The sequence below is a fragment of the Streptomyces sp. NPDC047453 genome, assembly GCF_040643155.1.
Taxonomy (GTDB): domain Bacteria; phylum Actinomycetota; class Actinomycetes; order Streptomycetales; family Streptomycetaceae; genus Streptomyces.
Window position 1 is genome coordinate 1 of sequence record NZ_JBEYTS010000090.1, and the last position, 23428, is coordinate 23428.

At 71.4% G+C, this 23428-nt stretch carries 25 protein-coding genes and 1 pseudogene; 24 read left to right on the top strand and 2 right to left on the bottom strand.

What is annotated here, in order from left to right; all coding sequences use genetic code 11:
* Nucleotides 1-113 precede the first annotated feature (113 nt).
* Nucleotides 114-2063, top strand: a complete 1950-nt coding sequence (gene ftsH / locus ABZ818_RS37880) for an ATP-dependent zinc metalloprotease FtsH (protein WP_361425370.1) — start codon at nucleotides 114-116, stop codon at nucleotides 2061-2063.
* Between the two features lie 68 nt (nucleotides 2064-2131).
* Here the strand turns inward: ftsH and ABZ818_RS37885 are convergent, their stop codons facing one another.
* Nucleotides 2132-2989 (bottom strand): SAM-dependent methyltransferase, encoded by an 858-nt coding sequence (locus tag ABZ818_RS37885; RefSeq protein ID WP_361425373.1) that lies wholly within the window; start codon nucleotides 2987-2989, stop codon nucleotides 2132-2134.
* Nucleotides 2990-3531: 542 nt separating this feature from the next.
* On the opposite strand from ABZ818_RS37885, the gene ABZ818_RS37890 reads away from it, so the two are divergent.
* The 17 genes from ABZ818_RS37890 to ABZ818_RS37970 all read left to right on the top strand — a co-directional run bounded on the left by ABZ818_RS37890 (nucleotide 3532) and on the right by ABZ818_RS37970 (nucleotide 16733).
* Nucleotides 3532-4128 (top strand): hypothetical protein, encoded by a 597-nt coding sequence (locus ABZ818_RS37890; protein WP_361425376.1) that lies wholly within the window; start codon nucleotides 3532-3534, stop codon nucleotides 4126-4128.
* A 337-nt stretch (nucleotides 4129-4465) separates the two neighbouring features.
* A complete protein-coding gene (gene rpsP, locus ABZ818_RS37895; protein ID WP_361425379.1) occupies nucleotides 4466-4891 on the top strand; it encodes a 30S ribosomal protein S16 in 426 nt (141 codons plus the stop codon).
* A gap of 5 nt (nucleotides 4892-4896) precedes the next feature.
* Entirely contained in the window at nucleotides 4897-5136 is a 240-nt protein-coding gene (locus ABZ818_RS37900) for an RNA-binding protein (protein WP_005479813.1), read from the top strand.
* Nucleotides 5137-5247: 111 nt separating this feature from the next.
* Nucleotides 5248-5826 (top strand): ribosome maturation factor RimM, encoded by a 579-nt coding sequence (gene rimM, locus ABZ818_RS37905; protein ID WP_361425382.1) that lies wholly within the window; start codon nucleotides 5248-5250, stop codon nucleotides 5824-5826.
* Nucleotides 5826-6659 carry a tRNA (guanosine(37)-N1)-methyltransferase TrmD gene (trmD, locus tag ABZ818_RS37910; RefSeq protein ID WP_361425385.1) on the top strand — a complete coding sequence of 278 codons (834 nt, stop codon included), beginning with the start codon at nucleotides 5826-5828 and terminating at the stop codon, nucleotides 6657-6659. The genes rimM and trmD overlap by 1 nt, the downstream gene beginning before the upstream one ends.
* A gap of 135 nt (nucleotides 6660-6794) precedes the next feature.
* Nucleotides 6795-7145 carry a 50S ribosomal protein L19 gene (rplS, locus tag ABZ818_RS37915; protein WP_361425388.1) on the top strand — a complete coding sequence of 117 codons (351 nt, stop codon included), beginning with the start codon at nucleotides 6795-6797 and terminating at the stop codon, nucleotides 7143-7145.
* A 45-nt stretch (nucleotides 7146-7190) separates the two neighbouring features.
* On the top strand, nucleotides 7191-7922 hold the full coding sequence (lepB, locus tag ABZ818_RS37920; RefSeq protein ID WP_361425391.1) for a signal peptidase I: 732 nt from the start codon (nucleotides 7191-7193) through the stop codon (nucleotides 7920-7922).
* Nucleotides 7915-9006: a signal peptidase I gene (gene lepB, locus ABZ818_RS37925; RefSeq protein WP_361425394.1), complete on the top strand. Its 1092-nt coding sequence runs from the start codon at nucleotides 7915-7917 to the stop codon at nucleotides 9004-9006. Before lepB (ABZ818_RS37920) ends, lepB (ABZ818_RS37925) begins: the two co-directional genes overlap by 8 nt.
* A complete protein-coding gene (gene lepB / locus ABZ818_RS37930; RefSeq protein WP_361425397.1) occupies nucleotides 8894-9904 on the top strand; it encodes a signal peptidase I in 1011 nt (336 codons plus the stop codon). Before lepB (ABZ818_RS37925) ends, lepB (ABZ818_RS37930) begins: the two co-directional genes overlap by 113 nt.
* A 148-nt stretch (nucleotides 9905-10052) precedes the next feature.
* Nucleotides 10053-10829: a signal peptidase I gene (gene lepB, locus ABZ818_RS37935; RefSeq protein WP_361425400.1), complete on the top strand. Its 777-nt coding sequence runs from the start codon at nucleotides 10053-10055 to the stop codon at nucleotides 10827-10829.
* Entirely contained in the window at nucleotides 10819-11355 is a 537-nt protein-coding gene (locus ABZ818_RS37940) for an NUDIX hydrolase (RefSeq protein WP_361425403.1), read from the top strand. Before lepB (ABZ818_RS37935) ends, ABZ818_RS37940 begins: the two co-directional genes overlap by 11 nt.
* A 56-nt stretch (nucleotides 11356-11411) precedes the next feature.
* On the top strand, nucleotides 11412-11720 hold the full coding sequence (locus ABZ818_RS37945) for a DUF2469 domain-containing protein (protein WP_008745401.1): 309 nt from the start codon (nucleotides 11412-11414) through the stop codon (nucleotides 11718-11720).
* Between the two features lie 130 nt (nucleotides 11721-11850).
* On the top strand, nucleotides 11851-12213 hold the full coding sequence (locus tag ABZ818_RS37950; protein ID WP_361425406.1) for a YraN family protein: 363 nt from the start codon (nucleotides 11851-11853) through the stop codon (nucleotides 12211-12213).
* Nucleotides 12213-13838 carry an ATP-binding protein gene (locus ABZ818_RS37955; protein WP_361425409.1) on the top strand — a complete coding sequence of 542 codons (1626 nt, stop codon included), beginning with the start codon at nucleotides 12213-12215 and terminating at the stop codon, nucleotides 13836-13838. The genes ABZ818_RS37950 and ABZ818_RS37955 overlap by 1 nt, the downstream gene beginning before the upstream one ends.
* A complete protein-coding gene (gene dprA, locus ABZ818_RS37960; protein ID WP_361425412.1) occupies nucleotides 13835-14995 on the top strand; it encodes a DNA-processing protein DprA in 1161 nt (386 codons plus the stop codon). Before ABZ818_RS37955 ends, dprA begins: the two co-directional genes overlap by 4 nt.
* A gap of 262 nt (nucleotides 14996-15257) precedes the next feature.
* A complete protein-coding gene (whiG, locus tag ABZ818_RS37965) occupies nucleotides 15258-16100 on the top strand; it encodes an RNA polymerase sigma factor WhiG (protein WP_361425415.1) in 843 nt (280 codons plus the stop codon).
* Between the two features lie 75 nt (nucleotides 16101-16175).
* Nucleotides 16176-16733 carry a helix-turn-helix domain-containing protein gene (locus ABZ818_RS37970; protein WP_361425436.1) on the top strand — a complete coding sequence of 186 codons (558 nt, stop codon included), beginning with the start codon at nucleotides 16176-16178 and terminating at the stop codon, nucleotides 16731-16733.
* Nucleotides 16734-16826: 93 nt separating this feature from the next.
* Here the strand turns inward: ABZ818_RS37970 and ABZ818_RS37975 are convergent, their stop codons facing one another.
* Nucleotides 16827-17561, bottom strand: coding sequence for a M23 family metallopeptidase (locus ABZ818_RS37975; protein ID WP_361425418.1), 735 nt, complete (start codon nucleotides 17559-17561; stop codon nucleotides 16827-16829).
* Between the two features lie 270 nt (nucleotides 17562-17831).
* On the opposite strand from ABZ818_RS37975, the gene rpsB reads away from it, so the two are divergent.
* From rpsB to ABZ818_RS38005, 6 genes and pseudogenes are all read left to right on the top strand, one after another.
* Nucleotides 17832-18752 (top strand): 30S ribosomal protein S2, encoded by a 921-nt coding sequence (rpsB, locus tag ABZ818_RS37980; RefSeq protein WP_361425421.1) that lies wholly within the window; start codon nucleotides 17832-17834, stop codon nucleotides 18750-18752.
* Nucleotides 18753-18910: 158 nt separating this feature from the next.
* Nucleotides 18911-19747 carry a translation elongation factor Ts gene (tsf, locus tag ABZ818_RS37985; protein WP_361425424.1) on the top strand — a complete coding sequence of 279 codons (837 nt, stop codon included), beginning with the start codon at nucleotides 18911-18913 and terminating at the stop codon, nucleotides 19745-19747.
* Between the two features lie 209 nt (nucleotides 19748-19956).
* On the top strand, nucleotides 19957-20712 hold the full coding sequence (gene pyrH, locus ABZ818_RS37990) for a UMP kinase (RefSeq protein ID WP_361425427.1): 756 nt from the start codon (nucleotides 19957-19959) through the stop codon (nucleotides 20710-20712).
* Nucleotides 20713-20902: 190 nt separating this feature from the next.
* Complete coding sequence (gene frr / locus ABZ818_RS37995; RefSeq protein WP_361425430.1) at nucleotides 20903-21460, top strand: ribosome recycling factor; 558 nt, start codon at nucleotides 20903-20905, stop codon at nucleotides 21458-21460.
* A complete protein-coding gene (locus ABZ818_RS38000; protein WP_361425433.1) occupies nucleotides 21460-22647 on the top strand; it encodes a phosphatidate cytidylyltransferase in 1188 nt (395 codons plus the stop codon). Before frr ends, ABZ818_RS38000 begins: the two co-directional genes overlap by 1 nt.
* Nucleotides 22648-23093: 446 nt before the next feature.
* A pseudogene (locus tag ABZ818_RS38005) lies at nucleotides 23094-23428 on the top strand (hypothetical protein); the annotation flags it as partial.

Sequence of the window (23428 nt, forward strand, 5' to 3'; positions counted from 1 at the left end):
GTCGGCCCCGGGGGTCCCCCCCGTCGGGGGGTGGCGGGGGGGGGGGGGCCCCCCGCGGGGGGGGGGCCCCCACCGCCCGTGCCGGGGTACGCCATGTGCCGTAACGTCCAGATATGAGCAATGCCGCGTCGCCGCGCAACGGCTCTGACCAGCCGTGGCGTACCGAGGGCACGCCGGACGAGCCGCCCAGGCCGGCCGGCGGCGGACGGATGCGCGGCAGGTGGTGGGGCCTGCTCGTCACCGCGGTGATCATCTTCCTGGTGGCCTACGGCGGGCTGAGCTACTACAACCAGGGCAACGAGCCGACGATCTCGTACACCGAGTTCAGCAGGCAGCTCGACGCGGGCAACGTCGGCACGATCTACTCCAAGGGCGACGCGATCCAGGGCCGGCTCAAGAGCGCCAAGGCCAATCCCGAGGGCGGCGGGAAGTACACCAAGTTCAAGACGCAGCGCCCGGCCTTCGCGGACGACAGGCTCTGGCAGAGCCTGAGCAGCCACCATGTCACGGTGACCGCGCAGCCGGTCGTGCAGGAGCGCGGCCTGCTGCCGAATCTGCTGCTCTCGCTGGCGCCGATCGCGGTGCTGGCGGCGCTGTGGATCTTCTTCGCGCGGCGGATCGGCTCGGGTCTGGGCGGTCCGGGCGGTCTGCTGGGGCGCAAGACGCCGCCCAGGCCGGTCGAACTCCAGCCGGGCACCCAGCGCACCACCTTCGCGGACGTGGCGGGCATCGACGAGGTCAAGGGCGAGCTGGACGACGTCGTCGACTTCCTGGAGTATCCGGACGCCTATCGCCACATGGGCGCGAAGATGCCCCGCGGGGTACTGCTCACGGGGCCGCCGGGCACGGGCAAGACGTTGCTCGCGCGGGCCGTGGCCGGTGAGGCGGACGTGCCGTTCTTCTCGGCGTCGGCGTCCGAGTTCATCGAGATGATCGTGGGGGTGGGTGCCTCGCGGGTGCGCGAGCTGTTCGCGGAGGCCCGCAAGGTGGCGCCGTCGATCGTCTTCATCGACGAGATCGACACCATCGGCCGGGCCCGGGGCGGCGGTGCCTCGGTGGGCGGGCACGACGAGCGCGAGCAGACGCTGAACCAGATCCTGACGGAGATGGACGGCTTCTCAGGCTCGGAGGGCGTCATCGTGCTCGCCGCCACGAACCGCGCCGACGTGCTGGACCCCGCGCTGACCCGTCCCGGCCGTTTCGACCGGGTGGTGAGCGTCTCGCCGCCGGACCGGGGCGGCCGCGAGGCGATCCTGCGGATCCACACCCGCCGGATCCCGCTCTCCCCGGACGTGGACCTCGCCCGGGTGGCCCGTACGACTCCGGGCATGACCGGGGCGGAGCTGGCCAACCTCGCCAACGAGGCCGCCCTGCTCGCGGTCAAGCGGCGGCAGGAGCAGGTGACGCGGGCCGACTTCTCGGAGGCGCTGGAGAAGGTCCAGCTCGGAGCCGAACGTGCGCTGGTGATGCCCGAGGAGGAGCGCAGGCGCACTGCGTACCACGAGAGCGGGCACGCCCTGCTGGGCATGCTCCAGCCCGGCGCGGATCCCGTTCGCAAGATCACCATCGTGCCGCGCGGGAGGGCGCTCGGGGTGACGCTGTCGACGCCGGAGTCCGACAAGTACGCGTACACCGAGGAGTACCTGCGGGGCCGCATCATCGGCGCGCTGGGCGGCATGGCGGCGGAGCACGTCGTCTACGGGGTCGTCACGACCGGCTCCGAGCACGACCTCGAGCAGGTCACCGGCATCGCGCGCGGGATGGTGGCCCGCTGGGGCATGAGCGAGCACCTCGGCCGCCTCTCCGCCCTGCCGGACGACGCCCAGCAGGCCTACGGGCTCGCCGCCGCCCCGCAGACCCTGGACACCATCGACAGCGAGATGCGGCGCATCGTCGACGAGTGCTACGAGGAGGCGTGCCGGAAGCTGCGCGACCACCGGGGGCAGCTGGACGCGCTGGCGCAGGCGCTGCTGGAGAACGAGACGCTGGAGGAGGCCGACGCCTACCGGGTCGCCGGGATCACCCGGCTGCGGAAGGAGGCGGAGGCCGGCGGCGTCCAGTGAGGTTCGGGGGTGCGGGCGCCCGTGTCCGGGCGTCCGGGTTCGGGCCGTCGGGTTCAGGGCGTCCGCATTCAGGGGGTCCGTGCGATCAGGTACCGGAAGACGTTGGGCATCCACACGGTGCCGTCCGGCCGCTGGTGTGCGTGCAGGGCCTCGGTGAGTTCCTTGTCGACCTGGTTCCGGTCGGTGGCGGCGACGGCCGCGTCGAACAGCCCCGTGGAGAGCAGTCCGCGTACCGCGCTGTCGAGGTCGGCGTACCCGAAGGGGCAGGCGACGCGGCCGGAGCCGTCCGGCCGCAGACCGGCGCGCTGGGCCACCTCCTCCAGGTCGTCGCGCAGGGCGGGGCGCCAGCTGCCGGGGCTGCGCAGCGGATCGGCGAGCTTGGTCGCCACCCGCAGCACGGACGAGGTCGCGCAGCGCTCCGGCGGCCCCCAGCCGGCCAGGACCACGGGCGCCCCCTTCTCGGCGAGCGGTGTCGCGGCGGCGAGCGGGGCGGCCAGCCCCTCCGAGTCGCCCGCGAGGCAGCCGATCGGCTCGAAGGCGGTCACGACGGTGTACGCGGGGCTGCCGGGGACGGCGGCGTCCCGCGGTGATCCGTCGACGATCCGGGCGGTCGCACGCGTGCGTGTGTCCCACGGTTCCGGGAGCAGCCGCCGGCGGGCGAGGGCGAGCCGCTCGGGGCGGGAGGAGTCGACACCGGTGACCGTCGCGCCTCTGGCCGCGGCCAGGAGCAGGGCGAGCCCGGAGCCGCAGCCGAGGGCCAGCAGCCGTGTGCCGGAGCCCACGTCCAGTCGCGTGTAGACGGCCTCGTAGAGCGGGACCAGCATCCGCTCCTGGATCTCGGACCAGTCACGCGCGCGTGCGCGTGGCTCCGTGTCGGGGACTGTTGCCGTGTGCCGTACGTGCTGCCGCACGAGCGCAGGTGTCATGGATAGGCGCCCCAATCCGCCGAGTGCTGTCGCTGTGCCCGGTTCCGTGGCCCCCGTGCCGTGCGCTCCCACTTCCCCCGTATGCCAGGTAACTCCGAGCCCTTCCTCGCGTCCAGGGGTCGCGGGGCCCTGCTTGCGTCCTGTGGCGGTGCGGGCGGAGATTTCACATCCCGGCAACCTGGATCCGGGATCGACGTGGCCGGAAGTCGGCTTGTCCTATGGGCCGGTGCCGGACGCGGGAGGCGCACCGGGTAACGTCGCGGGCGTCGCGAGCGCCGACCGGGATGAGGGTCCCCGGCCGGGAAGCGGCCGAAACGCCTCTTGCGCGTGGCGCGATCCCGACGCCCCCCGCGTGCGCGAGGGGCGTACGCGCCGGTGCGTACTCCCTTTGCGCACCACCTTGGGTGGAGCTGTGCGGCTTCTCCGCAGATCAGCGCACCCGCCCTCGTCAGGACGCATCAGCGACGACTGACGGGTACGTGCAAATTATTTGGGATGGCCCGGAATAGGAACACAGCGGCCCTCCGGCTCGTTGTCATTACGTGAGCACGACACCACCTGTTCTCGCCGCAGAGCTGGCGCAGGCGTGGGCCGACATTCAGCGGTACCACCCCGAGCTGCCGGACCTTGCCGCGCCTGAGTCCCTGATCGGGGAGTCGTCGTCCGCGTGCGGACACGAACTCTCCTTCGAGCGACTGCTTCACGAGGCAGTCCATGGCGTCGCCGCCGCGCGCGGCGTACGCGACACGTCCCGTGCCGGCCGCTACCACAACCGCAGGTTCCTCGCGATCTCCGAGGAGCTGGGCCTGGACCATCCCGAGGAGCCGCACCCGAGCAGCGGCTTCTCGCTGGTCTCGCTCAGCCCCGAGGCGAAGCGGCGCTACCGCCCGACCATCGAGCGCCTCCAGCGTGCGCTGAAGGCGCACTCGGTCGCCACCTCCGCCGACACCGGCCGTTCCTTCCGCGGACCGGCCGCCCGCCACGGCTCGTCCGGCGGCGGGGTCAGGGTCAAGGCGGTCTGCGACTGCGGTCGCAATGTGCGGGTCGTCCCCTCGGTCCTTGCCCAGGCCCCGATCATGTGCGGCGGCTGCGGCAAGCCGTTCAGGATCCCGGAGCCGGTGGGCGCGGCGACCGGCTGACCGGCTCACTGCGTACCGGCATCTCGTGGGTGCCGGGTGAGCAGCAGGACGGTGCGCGGGGTGCCGCCGTACGCGGCGGCACCCCGCCGACGCGGGCGGGCGCGCGCATCCACGGCACCCGGAGCGCCGGGTGCCACTCAGTCGTGCCCGGGGGCGGCCGCCGCACCCTCCGCCGAGAGAGGCGCACCGGGTGTGGCACAATGGCTAGCTGTACTCGACAGCCGCACAGGACCCCTCTCTCCTCCGGCTGACGCGTCCATCGGGCACTCGGGTACCGCAACCCCACGCGGCGTCTCCGCCGTGCCCAACCACGTCAAATCCAGGAGAACCCACTCCCGTGGCAGTCAAGATCAAGCTGAAGCGTCTGGGCAAGATCCGTTCGCCTCACTACCGCATCGTCGTCGCCGACTCCCGTACCCGCCGTGACGGCCGGGCCATCGAGGAGATCGGTCTGTACCACCCGGTGCAGAACCCCTCGCGCATCGAGGTCAACGCCGAGCGTGTGGCGTACTGGCTCTCCGTCGGCGCCCAGCCGACCGAGCCCGTGCTCGCCATCCTGAAGAAGACCGGCGACTGGCAGAAGTTCAAGGGCGAGCCCGCCCCTGCGCCGCTGCTCCAGCCGGCCGAGAAGACCGTGCGCCCGTCGTTCGAGGCCCTCGGCGGTGAAGAGAACAAGGGTGAGGCCATCACCCAGAAGAAGAAGGCTGAGAAGAAGGACGAGGCCGCGGCCGAGTCTTCTTCGGCTGAGTCGACCGAGGCCTGAGCAGCATGCTCGAGGAGGCGCTTGAGCACCTCGTGAAGGGCATCGTCGACAACCCTGACGATGTGCAGGTCGCCTCGCGTGACCTGCGCCGCGGACGGGTGCTCGAGGTCCGGGTGCACCCGGACGACCTCGGCAAGGTGATCGGCCGCAACGGCCGCACCGCACGCGCCCTGCGTACCGTCGTGGGCGCCATCGGCGGCCGCGGTGTCCGTGTCGACCTCGTCGACGTGGACCACGTCCGCTGACGCTTTTCGCAACCGGCTCGGGCCGGGGAGGGCCGCTGGGCCGTCCCCGGCCCGTAGTCGTATGAGCCGCCCGGCGGCTCGCGTTCAGAGTTCCGACAGGAGATCTTCCACGTGCAGCTGGTAGTCGCACGGATCGGCCGCGCCCACGGCATCAAGGGCGAGGTCACCGTGGAGGTACGTACCGACGAGCCCGAACTGCGGCTCGCCCCCGGCGCCGTCCTGGCCACCGACCCGGCGTCCGCCGGCCCGCTGACCATCGCAACGGGCCGCGTCCACAGCGGCCGCCTCCTGCTGCGCTTCGAGGGCGTGCGCGACCGCAACGCCGCCGAGGCCCTGCGCAACATCCTCCTGATCGCCGAGATCGACCCGGAGGAGCTTCCCGAGGGCGAGGACGAGTACTACGACCACCAGCTGATGGACCTCGACGTCGTCACCGTGGACGGCAAGGAGGTCGGCCGGATCACCGAGATCTCCCACCTGCCCTCCCAGGACCTCCTGATCGTCGAGCGTCCGGACGGCACCGAGGTGATGATCCCGTTCGTCGGGGAGATCGTCACCGAGATCGACCTGGAGGAGCAGCGGGCGGTCGTCGACCCGCCGCCCGGCCTCATCGACGACCAGGCCGTCCTCGACGAGGCCGCCGACGGCCCCGACGCCTCCTCGGGCACGTCCGCGGGAGAAGAGTCCTGATGCGGCTCGACGTCGTCACGATCTTCCCCGAGTATCTGGAACCCCTGAACGTCTCCCTCGTCGGCAAGGCACGCGCGCGTGGACAGCTGAACGTGCACGTCCACGATCTGCGCGGCTGGACCTACGACCGCCACCACACGGTCGACGACACGCCCTACGGCGGCGGTCCCGGCATGGTCATGAAGACCGAGCCCTGGGGCGAAGCCCTGGACACCGTTCTCGCCGACGGCTACGAGACGGGTTCCCACGCGCCCGCGCTCATCGTCCCGACGCCCAGCGGCCGCCCCTTCACCCAGGAACTCGCCCTGGAGCTCTCCGGGCGCCCCTGGCTGATCTTCACTCCGGCCCGCTACGAGGGCATCGACCGCCGGGTGATGGACGAGTACGCCACCCGGATGCCCGTCTACGAGGTCTCCATCGGCGACTACGTCCTCGCCGGCGGCGAGGCGGCCGTGCTGGTCGTCACCGAGGCCGTGGCGCGGCTGCTGCCCGGCGTCCTGGGCAACGCCGAGTCGCACCGCGACGACTCCTTCGCGCCCGGCACGATGGCCAACCTCCTGGAAGGCCCCGTCTACACCAAGCCGCCCGAGTGGCGCGGCCACGGCATCCCCGAGGTGCTGCTCAGCGGCCACCACGGGAAGATCGCCCGCTGGCGGCGCGACGAGGCCCTGCGGCGCACGACGGCCCACCGGCCCGACCTCATCGAGCGCTGCGATCCGAAGGCCTTCGACAAGAAGGACCGCGAGATGCTGTCCATCCTGGGCTGGTCGCCGGACCTCGAGGGTGAGTCGCACGGCCGATTTTGGCGCAGGACCGACGGCGTGGAAGAATAGGGCGTTGCTGTGTGCCGGTCCGGCGTGCGCCCCTGCCACAGGGGGACACGACGCCCGTCCCGACCCGCGCAGCACCGACCCCGTACATCTAGTGCCCGTTGATGACCTGTGGCATCAACGAAGAAAGCAGACGAAATGTCTCACCTGCTCGACTCCGTCGACGCCGCGTCGCTGCGCGAGGACATCCCGGCCTTCCGCCCGGGCGACACCGTCAACGTCCACGTCCGCGTCATCGAGGGCAACCGCTCCCGTGTGCAGCAGTTCAAGGGCGTGGTGATCCGTCGCCAGGGCTCCGGCGTGCGCGAGACCTTCACGGTCCGCAAGGTCTCCTTCTCCGTCGGCGTCGAGCGCACCTTCCCGGTGCACACCCCGATCGTCGAGAAGATCGAGCTCGTCACCAAGGGTGACGTGCGTCGCGCCAAGCTGTACTACCTGCGCGAGCTGCGCGGCAAGGCCGCGAAGATCAAGGAGAAGCGCGAGAACTGAGCGCTTCGCGGAGTTCATGGCGGGGCCGGATAACATTCGGCCCCGATGGACACCGAAGCACAGCAGACGGAGCGCGACCGCTCCTCCCGCCCTTGTGACGGCGAACCCGGTGAGACCCCGGGGGCGCGGGGGCCGGAGGAACGGTCGCGTTTCGCGTTGATGTCGCGGATCACCGAGTGGCTTCCCGGCGGGAGGATCACCCTGGCCGCGCTGAGCGGCCTGGTCTTCCTGCTGCTCCTCAACACGTTCGTGATGCAGCCGTTCGAGATTCCGAGCGGATCCATGGAGCCGGGATTGAGGATCGGGGACCGCGTTGCCGTAAACAAGTTGGCGTACCGTTTCGGAGCCGTGCCGCGGCGCGGCGACGTCGTCGTGTTCGACGGCAGCGGGTACTTCGGGGACGGCGACTACATCAAACGCGTTGTCGGTGTAGGCGGAGACCACGTGGTCTGCTGTGACGAGGAGGGCAGGATCCAGGTGAACGGCCGGTCGGTCGACGAGTCGACGTTTCTCCACCCCGGTGACAGCCCGTCCGCCGTGTCCTTCGACGTCGTCGTGCCCGAGGGCACCCTGTTCGTCCTGGGCGACCACCGGGGCGACTCCAGCGACTCCCGCGACCATCTGGGCTCGCCGGGCGGCGGCATGATCCCCGTCGGCGACGTGATCGGCCGGGCCGACTGGATCGTCTGGCCCTTCGGCCACCGGACCCACCTGCACCGGCCGGACGCCTACGCGCGTGTGCCCGCCGCCGGCCATGCGGGCGGCGGCCATGGGTAGCCGCGGCAGGCCGCGCGGTGTCTCCGCCAACGCCGCCGACAACCTCCTGCCCACCGGGGCGCGGCGCGCCGCGGGCTCGGCCGGTGGCCGCACCCGCGCGGAGCGGCGCAAGCTGCAACGCAAGGTCAAGCGGCGGCGCAGGCGCTCCGCGGTCCGGGAGATACCGCTCCTCGTCGGCGTCGCCGTGCTCATAGCCCTGGTGCTGAAGACCTTCCTCGTGCAGGCCTTCGTGATCCCGTCGGGCTCCATGGAGCAAACGATCCAGATCGGCGACCGGGTCCTGGTCGACAAGTTCACCCCGTGGTTCGGCGCCAAGCCGCAGCGAGGGGACGTCGTCGTCTTCCACGACCCGGGCGGCTGGCTGGCCGGTGAGCAGACCGCCCACAAGGACGACCCCGTCGGGGTCAAGCAGGTCAAGCAGGGTCTCACCTTCATCGGCCTGCTGCCCTCCGACGACGAGAAGGACCTCATCAAGCGGGTCGTCGGCGTCGGCGGTGACCACGTCAAGTGTTGCGACACGCAGGGCAGGGTGACCGTCAACGGTCTTCCCCTGAACGAGGGGGACTACCTCTATCCGGACAACGCCCCCTCCAACACCCAGTTCGACATCACCGTCCCCCAGGGCCGGCTGTGGGTGATGGGCGACCACCGGGCCAACTCCGCCGACTCGCGCGCCCACCAGGACACCCCGTACGGCGGAACCGTCTCGGAGAACTCCGTGGTGGGGCGGGCCATGGTCATCGGCTGGCCCGTCGGCCACTGGACCATGCTGAAGGAGCCGAAAACCTTTTCTTCGGTGCCCGACGCGGCGGCTGGGTCGACCGCCGCTCCCCGCCTGTCGCATAGGGTTGCCCCAGACGATCCGAACGGATCGATTCGACTCCCGAGCCCTGCGGAACTCCCGCTCGTTATGGGAGTGGTGGGCCTGCGCCGCGCACGGGGCAGGCGGCGGCACGGAGTGAGGAGTTGGCGTGGGGGATGTGGCGGTTGGCGCACGGTCCGGACACGACGGCGAGGAGCACCGCGGACACCCCGAGGGAGCGGCGGACCCCGCTGCGCGCAACGCCGTGACTTCCGGGAGTGAGAGCGAGACAGCCGAGGACGGCACGGTGACTGAGCACAACCACAGCGGTGACCAGGGGAGCGGGGGCAGCACCCCCGAGGCGAGGAAGCCCCGCTCCTTCTGGAAGGAGCTGCCCATCCTGATCGCTATCGCGCTGGTGCTGGCGCTGCTGATCAAGACCTTCCTCGTACAGGCGTTCTCGATTCCCTCGGACTCGATGCAGAACACCCTTCAGCGGGGCGACCGCGTCCTGGTCGACAAGCTGACCCCGTGGTTCGGCTCCGAGCCCGAGCGCGGCGAGGTCGTCGTCTTCCACGACCCGGACGACTGGCTGGCGGGTGAGCCGGCGGCCAGCCCGAACGCGCTGCAGACGGTGCTCAGCTGGATCGGCCTGATGCCGTCCGCGGAGGAGAAGGACCTCATCAAGCGCGTCGTCGGCGTGGGCGGTGACACCGTCGAGTGCAGGAACACCGGCCCGCTGATGGTCAACGGCAAGCCGCTGTACGAGCCGTACGTGTACCCGGGCAACACGCCGTGCAGCGTCGACGACCAGGGCGGCCAGTTCACGGTGCACGTGCCCGCGGGCTACATCTGGGTCATGGGCGACCACCGGCAGAACTCCCGGGACTCGCGCTACAACCAGACCGACAAGAACCACGGCATGGTCCCGGTCAAGGATGTCGTCGGCCGCGCCATCGTCAAGGCCTGGCCGATCAACCGCTGGGGCACGCTGCCCGTCCCGGAGACCTTCGACCAGCAGGGCATCAACGATCACTCCTCGGCGGCGGGCGCCCTGACGGTGGCCCCCCAGGGCGTGGCCCTGACCGCGGTCGTGCCGGTGGCGCTGTGGCGGCGCAGGCGGGCCGCGAAGGCCGTGGCCGGTACGGGCACCCCGACGGCGGCCACGGGAAGCCGCTGAGCCGCTGGGCCGCCGAGCCGGGGCAGTGCGGCGGCGCGGCCGCTTCCGCCGGTACCGTCCGCCGCTGTGAAGTCCTGGTGGAGCATGCGGCGGTGGCCCGGAAGGAGGGGCTGCCCCGTTCCGGTACCGCCCGGTAGGGTTCGGGTCCATGGGTGGCGAGAGCACGACGCGTACGGCCCCGCGCAGCGGCGGCACAGGCAGGGACCTGGTGGGCGGCAAGGCCGGGCAGCGGCTGTCCGGGCTCGCCGTGGCCGTGGGGCTGGTGCTGTTCCTCGCGGGATTCGTGTGGGCGGCGGTGATCTACCGCCCGTACACCGTGCCCACCAGTTCGATGGTGCCGACGATCGGCATCGGCGACCGGGTGCTGGCCCAGCGGGTCGACGGCGGTCAGGTGCACCGTGGTGACGTGGTCGTCTTCCACGACAAGACCTGGGTGCAGAACTCCGCCGTGATCAAGCGCGTGGTCGCCGTCGGCGGCGACACCGTCTCCTGCTGCGAGCAGGGCAGGCTGACCGTCAACGGTAAGCAGGTCGACGAGCCGTACCTGAAGGGCGCCGTCGCCGAGGCCGGCGGCTTCCCGACCGTGAAGGTGCCCCAGGGCCGGCTGTTCCTGCTCGGCGACGAGCGCCAGGGCTCCCTGGACTCCACCGCCCACCTCACGGACGCGGCCGCGGGCACCGTCTCGCGCGACGCCGTGGACGCCCGGGTCGACGCCGTCGTCTGGCCCATGAAGGGCCTGCTGGAGCGTCCCACCGGCTTCGAGGCGCTCGGCGCCCTGTCCGCGCCGGGCCCGCTGCGCACGATCACCATGATGATCGTGGCGGGTGCCGTCCTGGTCCTCGCCGGGGGCGCCTACGGCCCGATCGCGACGTGGCTGGGCGGCTCGCGCACCCGCACCCGGACGGAGCCGGCCGGTGCTCGCTGAGGACGCCGGGGACGCCGGGGACGCCGGCACGGACGGTTACCGCGGCGGACTGCGCAAGGTCGCCAGGGTTGTCCTGCTCGACCCCGAGGACCGCATCCTGCTGCTGCACGGCCACGAGCCCGACGACCCGGCCGACGACTGGTGGTTCACCCCGGGCGGCGGCCTGGAGGGCGCCGAGACGCGCGAGGAGGCCGCCCTGCGGGAACTCGCCGAGGAGACCGGCATCACCGAGGTCGAACTCGGCCCGGTGCTGTGGCGCCGCACGTGCTCGTTCCCGTTCGCGGGCCGACGCTGGAACCAGGACGAGTGGTACTACCTGGCCCGTACGGACCGGACCGCGATCGAGGCCACGGCCCTGACCGAGCTGGAGCGGCGCAGCGTCGCCGGAGCGCGCTGGTGGACGTGTCAGGAACTGATCCGGGCACATGAGACGGTGTATCCGACCAGACTCGCCGAGCTGCTGCGCACACTGCTCGACGAAGGTCCCCCGGCCGGGCCCGTGACCCTCGACACCGAAATCGTCTAGGGCCTCGTGGGACTGGCGCACAATGGTGGGATCGCACGGCTGAAGGGGAACATGCCATGAGCGCCGAGGACCTCGAGAAGTACGAGACCGAGATGGAGCTCAAGCTCTACCGGGAGTACCGCGATGTCGTCGGTCTGTTCAAATACGTGATCGAGACCGAGCGGCGCTTCTACCTCACCAACGACTACGAGATGCAGGTCCACTCGGTACAGGGTGAGGTGTTCTTCGAGGTGTCGATGGCCGACGCCTGGGTGTGGGACATGTACCGGCCGGCCCGGTTCGTGAAGCAGGTACGCGTCCTCACGTTCAAGGACGTGAACATTGAGGAGCTGAACAAGACCGATCTGGAGCTGCCGGGCGGGTGAGGGGCGTCAGTGGTCCTTCCTCGCTGTCACTCGTGTGAGTGACAGCGTTGTCCACAACCGGTGAGTAGCCCACCAAGATCCAATCTGTGGGGCCGGATGCGTGACCGTGGGCGCCGGAGGTGGTGCCGACATGAACGCACGAAGCGCGCTCGGCAGGTACGGAGAGGGCCTGGCGGCCCGGCGGCTGGCCCAGACCGGCATGGCGGTCCTGGAGCGCAACTGGCGCTGCGGCAGGACCGGCGAGATCGACATCGTGGCCCGGGACGGCGACGTCCTGGTCGTCTGCGAGGTGAAGACCCGCCGGGAGGGGCTCTTCGAGCATCCGATGGCCGCGGTCACACCGGAGAAGGCCGAGCGGCTGCGCGGCCTCGCGGAACGCTGGATCCAGTCCCACGGAGGGGCGCCGCCCGGAGGCGTCCGCATCGACCTGGTCGGCGTCCTGCTGCCCCGGCGCGGCGCCCCCGTGGTCGAGCACGTACGGGGGGCCGCCTGATGGGCTTCGCGCGTACGTGCTCCGTGGCCCTCGTCGGTGTCGAGGGCGTGGTCGTCGAGGTGCAGGCCGACCTCGAACCGGGCGTCGCCGCCTTCACCCTGGTGGGCCTGCCGGACAAGAGCCTGACCGAGAGCCGGGACCGGGTGCGGGCCGCTGTGGTCAACTCCGGTGGCGAGTGGCCGCAGAAGAAGCTCACGGTCGGGCTCAGCCCGGCCTCGGTGCCCAAGGCCGGCAGCGGCTTCGACCTGGCCGTGGCCTGCGCGGTGCTCGGCGCCGCCGAACGGATCGATCCCCGGGTGCTCGCCGACATCGTGATGATCGGGGAACTCGGCCTGGACGGGCGGGTGCGTCCGGTCCGGGGCATCCTGCCGGCGGTGCTGGCCGCCGCCGACGCCGGGTACGAGCAGGTGGTCGTGCCCGAGTGCGCCGCCGTCGAGGCCTCGCTGGTGCCCGGCGTCTCCGTCCTCGGCGTCCGAAGCCTGCGGCAGCTGATCGCGGTGCTGACCGACGAGCCGGTGCCCGAGGAGGACCCGGACGAGCAGGGGCGACCGGACCCGCTGCTGGCCGGCCTGCGCCTGCCCGGCACGGGCGCGGCCGCCGGAATGCACAGCGTGGGCGCCTCCCAGCAGGACCAGGGGCACGACCTCGCCGACGTCGTCGGCCAGGTCTCGGCCCGTACGGCGGCGGAGGTCGCCGCGGCCGGGGCGCACCACCTGTTCCTCGAAGGGCCGCCGGGCGCGGGCAAGACCATGCTCGCCGAGCGGCTGCCCGCACTGCTGCCCCGCCTCGCCCGGGAGGAGTCCTTGGAGGTCACGGCGATCCACTCGGTGGCCGGACTCCTGCCGCCGGGCAGACCGCTGATCGACCTCGCCCCCTACTGCGCCCCGCACCACTCGGCCACCATGCAGGCCCTCGTCGGCGGCGGCCCGGGCGTCGCCAGGCCCGGGGCGGTGTCGCTCGCCCATCGAGGCGTGCTCTTTCTGGACGAGACCCCCGAGTTCAGCAGCCACGCGCTCGACGCCCTGCGCCAGCCGCTGGAAGCGGGCCATGTGGTGATCGCCCGCAGCGCCGGGGTGGTGCGGTTCCCGGCGAAGTTCCTGATGGTGCTCGCGGCCAACCCGTGCCCCTGCGGCCGGTTCTCACTGCGCGACACCCTGTGCGAGTGCCCGCCCTCGGCGGTCCGCCGCTACCAGGCCAGGCTGTCCGGCCCGCTGCTCGACCGGGTCGACCTGCGGGTGGAGGTGGACCCGGTCACCCGCTCCGAACTCACCCGGCGCGACGCCCGGGGCGAGGCCACGGCGGCGGTGGCCGACCGGGTGCGGGCCGCCAGGGAACGCGCGGCGGCCCGCCTCGCGGGCACACCGTGGCGGACCAACAGCGAGGTGCCCGGCCGCGAGCTGCGCAGCCGCTGGCACGTGGTGGCCGGCGCGATGGACGAGGCCGAGCGCGGCCTGGAGCGGGGCGTTCTCACCGCGCGCGGACTGGACCGCGTCCTGAGGGTCGCCTGGACGGTCGCGGACCTGGCTGGCCACGACCGGCCCGACACGTCGGACGTCGCCCTGGCGCTGCAACTGCGCACCGGAGTGCCACGGGGCGTGCCCATGACCATCGGGGCGCCGGTGTGAACGCCACCCGGGCCCCCGACCGCGAACTGCTGGCCCGGGTCCTCCTCAGCCGGGTCGTCGAGCCCGGGGACGAGGCCGGCGGGCGGTGGCTGCGGGAACTCGGGGGGGTGGAGGTGGCCCGGCGGCTGCGCGACGGCGCCCCTCGGCTCGCCGGGGTCTCCGGCAAGCGGTGGTCGGGGCTGTGCGCCCGGGCGGCACGGGCCGAGCCCGAACGCGATCTCGCCGCGGCCCGGGAGGCCGGTGTGCGGTTCGTACGCCCCGGGGACACCGAGTGGCCCGCCCAACTCGACGACCTCGGCGACGCGCGGCCCATGGGACTGTGGGTGCGCGGCCGGCCCAGCCTGCGGATATGGGCGCTGCGCTCGGTCGCGGTCGTCGGCGCCCGCGCCTGCACCCAGTACGGCGCCCACATGGCCGCGGCCCTCGCCTCCGGCCTCGCCGAGCGCGGCTGGGTGGTGGTGTCCGGCGGCGCCTACGGAGTCGACGGCGCCGCCCACCGCGGTGCCCTCGCTGCGGGTGGCGCCACCGTCGCCGTCCTGGCCTGCGGCGTCGACCGGCCCTACCCGCGCGGGCACACCGAGTTGATCACCAGGATCGCGCAGCAGGGTCTGGTGGTCGGCGAACTACCGCCCGGTGACCACCCCACGCCGAGTCGGTTCATCGTCCGCAACCGAGTGATCGCGGCGCTCACCCGGGGCACCGTGGTGGTCGAGGCCGCCCACCGCAGCGGATCGCTGGTCACCGCGCGGGCGGCGCAGCGGCTGGGACGGCACACCATGGGCGTGCCCGGCCCGGCCACCAGCGCGCTCTCCGCCGGTGTCCACGAGCTCCTGCGCGGCGGGGCGGTGCTGGTCGGCGACGCCGCGGAAGTCGTCGAACTGGTGGGCGACATGGGTGAACTCGCCCCGGACCGGCGCGGTCCCGTACTCCCGCGCGACCTGCTGGAACCGGACGCCCGGCAGGTTCTGGCCGCGTTGCCGGCGCGCGGCGGGGCGACGCCGGAGGAGATCGCCCGCGGCGCCCGGACGACCGCGGACGACGCGATCGCGAAACTGTACGAACTCCGATCACTGGGCTACGTCGAACGACATGGCGAGGGATGGAAGTTGACACGCCAGGCGCTGATCTCGGCCCGGGAGGGCCGCGAGCGGTGCTGACCGAGAGTGTTCGGCCGTCCGGGGGAGGCCCGATGTCGTTGGGGATTCCCGCAGTTGGGCGCTGTCGCGGTTACCGAGGGTGACGTGCGTGACCCGGCGGGGCGCATTGCGGAACGAATCTGCGCACGCTTCACGCCCCGCCGTTCGCGCACCGCGACACATCAGTCACGCTACGCTCACGTGGTTCCGACCACAGAAACGACTCAGACCGGCAACTCACGCAGACGCCCGCATTCCACGGCAGAACGACACAAGGCGACGAATGCCCCAGCACACCTCCGGGCCCGACCGGGCGGCGATCCCCTCAGCCGCCCGTGACGGTGGCAGCGTGCGGCCGCCCGCTCCTTCGACGCTCGAGGAGCTGTGGCGGTCGTACAAGGCGACGGGGGACGAGCGGCTGCGGGAGCAGCTGATCCTGCACTACTCGCCGCTGGTGAAGTACGTGGCGGGACGAGTGAGCGTCGGCCTGCCGCCCAACGTGGAGCAGGCCGATTTCGTCTCCTCCGGGGTCTTCGGGCTCATCGACGCGATCGAGAAGTTCGACATCGAGCGGGAGATCAAGTTCGAGACCTACGCGATCACGCGGATCCGGGGCGCGATGATCGACGAGCTGCGGGCGCTGGACTGGATCCCCCGCTCGGTGCGGCAGAAGGCGCGGAACGTGGAGCGGGCGTACGCGACCCTGGAGGCCCGGCTGCGGCGCACGCCGTCGGAGGCCGAGGTGGCCGCCGAGATGGGCATCGCGGTCGACGAACTGCATGCTGTTTTCAGCCAGTTGTCGCTGGCCAACGTGGTGGCGCTGGAGGAGCTGCTGCACGTCGGCGGCGAGGGCGGGGACCGGCTGAGCCTGATGGACACGCTGGAGGACACCGCCGCCGACAACCCGGTGGAGGTGGCCGAGGACCGGGAGCTGCGCACGTTCCTGGCCCGGGCGATCAACACGCTGCCCGAGCGGGAGAAGACCGTCGTGATGCTCTACTACTACGAGGGCCTCACGCTCGCCGAGATCGGCAACGTGCTCGGTGTGACGGAGAGCCGGGTCAGTCAGATCCACACCAAATCGGTGCTTCAGCTGCGTGCGAAGCTGGCGAGCTTCGGACGCTGACCCGGGCGGAGTCCCTCCCGGTCCGGGTGGCGCGTCCGTAAAGTGGTCGACGTGCCAAGGATTCGAGCGGCCTCCGTGGCCGAGCACCGGTCGATGCAGCGAGCCGCCCTGCTGGACGCGGCGCGGACCCTGCTGTCCGAGGGCGGGACGGAGGCGCTGACCTTCCCCGCCCTGGCCGAGCGGACGGGGCTCGCGCGGTCGTCGGTGTACGAGTATTTCCGGTCACGGGCCGCCGTGGTCGAGGAGCTGTGCGAGGTCGACTTCCCGGTGTGGGCCGCGGAGGTCGCGGCCGCGATGGCCTCCGCCGACGGGCCCGCGGCCAAGGTCGAGGCGTATGTGCGCAAGCAACTGGAGCTGGTCGGGGACCGGCGGCACCGGGCCGTCGTGGCGATCTCGGCGAGTGAGCTGGACGCGGGCGCCCGGGAGAAGATCCGCGCCGCCCACGGCGGGCTCGTCGCCATGATCGTGGAGGCGCTGGGGGAACTGGGGCACGAGCAGCCGCGGCTGGCGGCGATACTGCTCCAGGGCGTGGTGGACGCGGCGGTGCGGCGGATCGAACTGGGCGCCGCGGAGGATCCGGCGGCCATCGCCGAGGCCGCGGTGGGGATGGCACTGCGCGGCGTCTGCGGCTGACGCCGGCGGAGGCTGGGAGGGCACGGGCCGGACCGGGTCCGCAGGAGGCTCCCCAGCCCGCGGCTGGGGGCAGGAGGCCCGCCCGCCCCGCGGTCAGGGCAGCGGCACCCCCAGCACCGGCAGCAGTCTCGTCGGCCCGTTCAGGAGCCACGGCGGGAGCAGGAGAAGCGGGTTCAGATAGGTCTTGCCGCGCAGCAGGCCCCAGTGGACGCACGGGCCTTCGCAGTGCCGGCCCGTCGCCTCCACGGTGCCGATGACCTCGCCGGCCGCCACCTCGTCGCCTTGCTTCACCGACGCCTTCACCGGCTCGTACGTCGTCCGCAGCGGTGGGTCGCCGGTACCTGTCAGCTCGACCGACACCACGCCTCTGCCGGCCACCGGGCCCGCGAAGAACACCCGCCCGGCCGCCACCGACCGAACAGGCGCGCCTGGCGACGTGCCCAGGTCCACGCCCCGGTGCCCGGGTCCGTAGACCGTCGCTGGAGGATCCCAGCCACGCAGCACCCCGGGGCGCACCCCCACCGGCCACACCCGGCCCACGGCCGGTACCGGCGGATCCCCTTCCCCGGAGCCGGAGCCGGAGCCGGAGCCGGAGCCGGAGCCGGAGCCAGGGCCGGAGCCAGGGCCAGGGCCGGGATCGGAGTCAGGGCCGGCCGGCGCGGCGGGGCCATCGTCCGCCCAGGCCGCCCACGCCGCCGAGCCCAGCAGCGCTGCCGAGGCCACGAGTGCCACCAGCGCCAAAGAGGCCGCCACCGCCGCCGCCCACCTGGGCAGCAGCCCCCGCCGGGCACCGGCGGCCGTCCATCGCATCGCACGCATCCGAACCATGCGCCCACCGTCCCGCACCCCGCCGACAGCGGTCCGAACCTGTGGACAACTCACCGGTTGTGGACAGCGGCGTCACCCGGCGCCCCGCGGGTCCCGTACAATTCTGGTGGCGACCCGGGTCACTGGGTCGACTTCGCACGCCCCGACACCCGGACCGGAGACGGCCGGTGTCAGCGCCCCTCGGTCCCTCGTGGCACGGCGCAACCGGGCGTCAGGCGCGGAAGCCGTCCGGCATCCGCGGCACAACCGAGAAACTCAAGGAGTACGGCCATGGCCGTCGTCACGATGCGGGAGCTGCTGGAGAGCGGCGTCCACTTCGGTCACCAGACCCGCCGTTGGAACCCGAAGATGAAGCGCTTCATCTTCACCGAGCGCAACGGCATCTACATCATCGACCTGCTCCAGTCGCTGTCGTACATCGACCGCGCCTACGAGTTCGTCAAGGAGACCGTCGCCCACGGCGGCACGGTCATGTTCGTCGGTACGAAGAAGCAGGCGCAGGAGGCCATCGCCGAGCAGGCCACCCGCGTCGGCATGCCCTTCGTCAACCAGCGCTGGCTGGGCGGCATGCTCACCAACTTCTCGACCGTCTACAAGCGCCTGCAGCGCCTGAAGGAGCTCGAGCAGATCGACTTCGAGGACGTCGCGGCCTCCGGTCTGACCAAGAAGGAGCTCCTGGTCCTCTCCCGCGAGAAGGCCAAGCTGGAGAAGACCCTCGGCGGTATCCGCGAGATGCAGAAGGTGCCCAGCGCCGTCTGGATCGTGGACACCAAGAAGGAGCACATCGCGGTCGGCGAGGCCCGCAAGCTCAACATCCCGGTCGTCGCCATCCTCGACACCAACTGCGACCCCGACGAGGTCGACTACAAGATCCCGGGCAACGACGACGCGATCCGCTCCGTCACCCTGCTCACCCGTGTGATCGCCGACGCGGTCGCCGAGGGCCTCATCGCGCGTTCCGGCGTCGCCACCGAGGGCAAGGGCGAGAAGGCCGCGGGCGAGCCGCTCGCCGAGTGGGAGCGCGACCTGCTCGAGGGTGAGAAGAAGGCCGAGGAGGCCCCGGCTGCGGAGGCCCCGGCTGCGGAGGCTCCGGCTGCGGAGGCTCCCGCCGCCGAGGCGCCGGCTGCCGAGGCGCCGGCCGCCGAGACGCCGGCCGCCGAGACTCCGGCTGCCGAGGGCGAGCAGGCCTGATCCGTCAGCGCCAGCGTTGACGGCGGGAGCGGTGACATGAAGTCCGCTCCCGCCGTTCACCCGTAGGTCAGCACAGAGTCGGGCATCTGCATCTACATGTAGATCGCAGACCGTGCAGATCTTCGATCCTCCAGACTTCGAGAAAGATTCACAGACTCATGGCGAACTACACCGCCGCCGACGTCAAGAAGCTCCGCGAGCTCACCGGCGCCGGCATGATGGACTGCAAGAAGGCGCTGGACGAGGCCGAGGGCAACGTCGAGAAGGCCGTCGAGGCGCTCCGTATCAAGGGCCAGAAGGGCGTCGCCAAGCGCGAGGGCCGCTCCGCCGAGAACGGCGCCGTGGTCTCGATCATCGCCGACGACAACTCCTCCGGTGTCCTCGTCGAGCTGAAGTGCGAGACGGACTTCGTCGCCAAGGGCGAGAAGTTCCAGTCCGTCGCCCGCGCGCTCGCCGAGCACGTCGCCAAGACCTCCCCGGCCGACCTCGAGGCCCTGCTCGCCTCCGAGATCGAGGCCGGCAAGACCGTCCAGGCGTTCGTGGACGAGGCCAACGCCAACCTCGGCGAGAAGATCGTCCTGGACCGCTTCGCGCAGTTCTCCGACGGCTTCGTGACCGCGTACATGCACCGCACGATGCCCGACCTGCCGCCGCAGATCGGTGTCCTCGTCGAGCTCGACAAGCCGAACGCCGAGGTCGCCAAGGGCATCGCCCAGCACATCGCCGCCTTCGCGCCGAAGTACCTCGCCAAGGAGGACGTGCCGGCCGACATCGTCGAGTCCGAGCGTCGTGTCGCCGAGGAGACCACCCGCGCCGAGGGCAAGCCCGAGGCCGCGATCGCCAAGATCGTCGAGGGCCGCCTGAACGGCTTCTTCAAGGACGCGACGCTGCTCGGCCAGCCCTACGCCCTGGACAACAAGAAGTCGGTCCAGAAGGTCCTGGACGAGGCCGGTGTCACCCTGAAGCGCTTCACGCGCATCAAGGTCGGCATCTGAGTCCAAGGTCCGTACCGCGACGGACCCCCGACCCCGATAGGGTCGACAGCAGTCGTCCATGTCGCTCGTGTGTGCAGCCACGTACACGCGAGTGACGGGCGGCAGCAGATCTGACGAGGAGGCCATTGCCGCTGCATGGGATGCGAAACACGCCCCACCGGCAATGGCCTTCTTCGCATGTGCACCACGTATAACAAAGGCGGGATCTCATGACCAAGGCCCAGAAGAGCGACGACGGCAAAGTACCCGGCCGGTTTCTGCTGAAGCTGTCCGGAGAGGCCTTCTCCGGCGGCGGGGGCCTGGGCGTCGACCCGGACGTGGTGCACGCCATCGCCCGTGAGATCGCGGCCGTCGTGCGCGACGGCGCGGAGATCGCGGTCGTGATCGGCGGCGGCAACTTCTTCCGCGGTGCCGAACTCCAGCAGCGCGGCATGGACCGCGCCCGCTCGGACTACATGGGCATGCTCGGCACCGTGATGAACTGCCTCGCCCTGCAGGACTTCCTGGAGAAGGAAGGCATCGACAGCCGGGTCCAGACCGCCATCACCATGGGCCAGGTCGCCGAGCCGTACATCCCGCTGCGCGCCGTGCGCCACCTGGAGAAGGGCCGCGTGGTCATCTTCGGCGCCGGTATGGGCATGCCGTACTTCTCCACCGACACCACCGCCGCCCAGCGCGCCCTGGAGATCGACGCCGAGGCGCTGCTCATGGGGAAGAACGGCGTGGACGGGGTTTACGACTCCGACCCGAAGGCCAACCCGGACGCCGTGAAGTTCGACTCCCTCGGCTACGGGGAGGTCATCACACGGGACCTCAAGGTCGCCGACGCCACGGCGATCACGCTGTGCCGTGACAACAAGCTCCCGATCGTCGTCTTCGAGCTCCTGAAGGAGGGCAATATCGCCCGCGCCGTCAAGGGTGAGAAGATCGGCACGCTTGTGGGTGACCAAGGCAGCCGGGGCTGACCGGCGGAGCCCGCACCGCGGGAAGCCGGAAAGAGACCTGTCCGGGCGACGGACGGGACGGACCCTGGCCGGGGGATGGACAATGTCCCGCCGGTCGGGAACCGTGCAGGAAGATGACGCGACGAAGCCGGCCGCCGGTCCCGACAGGGAAACCGCGGCCGGGCCTACTCAAGACACGCAGGAGCAAGTGGTGATCGAAGAGACCCTCCTCGAGGCCGAGGAGAAGATGGAGAAGGCCGTCGTGGTCGCCAAGGAGGACTTCGCCGCGATCCGCACCGGCCGTGCGCACCCGGCGATGTTCAACAAGATCGTGGCCGATTACTACGGCGCGCCGACGCCGATCAACCAGCTGGCCTCGTTCTCCGTGCCGGAGCCGCGCATGGCCGTCGTGACCCCGTTCGACAAGACCGCGCTGCGCAACATCGAGCAGGCGATCCGCGACTCCGACCTGGGCGTCAACCCGAGCAACGACGGCAACATCATCCGCGTGGTGTTCCCCGAGCTCACCGAGGAGCGCCGCCGCGACTACATCAAGGTCGCCAAGAGCAAGGGCGAGGACGCCAAGGTGTCCATCCGCTCCGTGCGCCGCAAGGCCAAGGACGCCATCGACAAGCTGATCAAGGACGGCGAGGTCGGCGAGGACGAGGGCCGTCGTGCGGAGAAGGAGCTCGACGACACCACCGCGAAGTACGTGGCGCAGGTGGACGAGCTGCTGAAGCACAAGGAAGCGGAGCTGCTCGAAGTCTGATGGACGACACTTCCTGGGGAGCGCCGCGGCAAGCCGGGTACTGGGGGCCCGCGGACGGGTCACCCGCCCATCAGGGACCCGTCCCGGGGGCCGCTCCGGCGGGTCCCGCGTACGATGCGCATGACGCCCAGCGGACCCGCCCCATGCCCGTCGTGCCCGACGTGCCCGCTCACGGCGGAAACCAGGATGACGACCGGGGTGCCGCCCAGCCGGGCGGCGCCTCGTTCCGCGACGACACGCCGCAGCAGCCGCACCATGCGCCGCAGCCGTGGTCCCATGACACGCCGCAGACACCGTCCTTCCACGGGACGGCGTCGCAGAATCCGGAGCCCATGCCCGACGCCCCGCAGCCGGCGCCCGCGCCGCAGAAGAAGAGCGCGGGCCGCGACCTGGGTGCCGCCATAGGCGTCGGCCTCGGGCTCGGCGCGGTGATCGTCGTGTCGCTGTTCGTCGTCAAGGCCGTCTTCGTGGGTGTCATCGCGATCGCGGTCGTGGTCGGCCTGTGGGAACTCACCAGCCGGCTCGAGGAGCGCAAGGGCATCAAGGCGCCGCTCGTGCCGCTGGCGGTCGGCGGCGCGGCCATGGTGGTCGCCGGGTACGTCCGGGGCGCGGAGGGCGCCTGGGTGGCGATGGCGCTGACGGCGCTCGCGGTCCTGGTCTGGCGCATGACGGAACCGCCGGAGGGCTACCTCAAGGACGTCACGGCCGGTGTCTTCGCGGCGTTCTACGTGCCGTTCCTGGCCACGTTCGTCGCGATGATGCTCACCGCGGACGACGGTTCGCGCCGTGTGCTGACGTTCCTCGTGCTCACGGTGGTCAGCGACACGGGCGCGTACGCCGTCGGCTGGCGCTTCGGCCGGCACAAGCTCGCCCCGCGCATCAGCCCGGGCAAGACCCGCGAGGGCCTGTTCGGCGCGGTGGCCTTCGCGATGGTGGTCGGCGCGCTGTGCATGCAGTTCCTGATCGACGACGGCGCCTGGTGGCAGGGTCTGCTGCTCGGCCTCGCGGTCGCCGCCACCGCCACCCTCGGCGACCTCGGCGAGTCCATGATCAAGCGGGACCTGGGCATCAAGGACATGGGCACCCTGCTTCCCGGCCACGGGGGCATCATGGACCGCCTCGACTCCCTGCTGCCCACCGCGCCGGTGGTCTGGCTCCTGATGGTCCTCTTCGTCGGCTCCGCCTGAGCCCACGACCACCGAGCCCCCACCCCTCCGGGTGGGGGCTCGACGCCGTTCACCGTGTGGACCACGTGACGGGCCTGACGTCAAGGTCCTCCCCATGGGGCAGGCTCGGCTGGGGGATGACGGCACATATCACGGCGATCTGCGGTGCCGATGGTGCGAAGCCTTCCTCAAACAGGACGGACGGCGCAAGCCACGGCTGTACTGCGGTGGTTGGCATCGGACGAAGACGTACGCTGCCTGGGCCGGCACACTGATCGCTGGCCTCTTCTGACCCGGCCTCTGGCTGTCCACAGCCGACCGGGCGACCCGAGTGGCGCTGAACGCCGTGAGCATCAGGTGGTTCATTGAGGAGCGCGGATCTACCGCAAGTGGCCCGGACAGAGCGCTGCTCAGGACGCCCACCAAAGTGTCAGGCTCACAAAGAGTGATGCGAGGGTGACGGCTGCTTGGTAGAACTGGGCGGTGCCTGCTCCGGAGCGGGCACGGACGGCTATTTTGTCCGGCGTACCGCCTCCTCGCTGCGCCCCGGCCTTGACCTGGAGCCCGCTTTGCCTCTGCCGACAGGTACCACCCGCCCGATATCCCTGCTCCTGTCGACCGCGTTGGCGGCCGTCACGCTCACCGGCTGCACGTTGCTGGAACTAGCTCGGGACTGCGAGGGGACCGAGGACCGGGTGAAGGAGGTGGCGGCGCTCGACATCCTCGGCTCCCGGCCCGCCGGGGCGACCGTCGCCCGGGGCTTCGAGAAGGTTGACGCCGGCTGCTGGGCGGACAGCGGCGA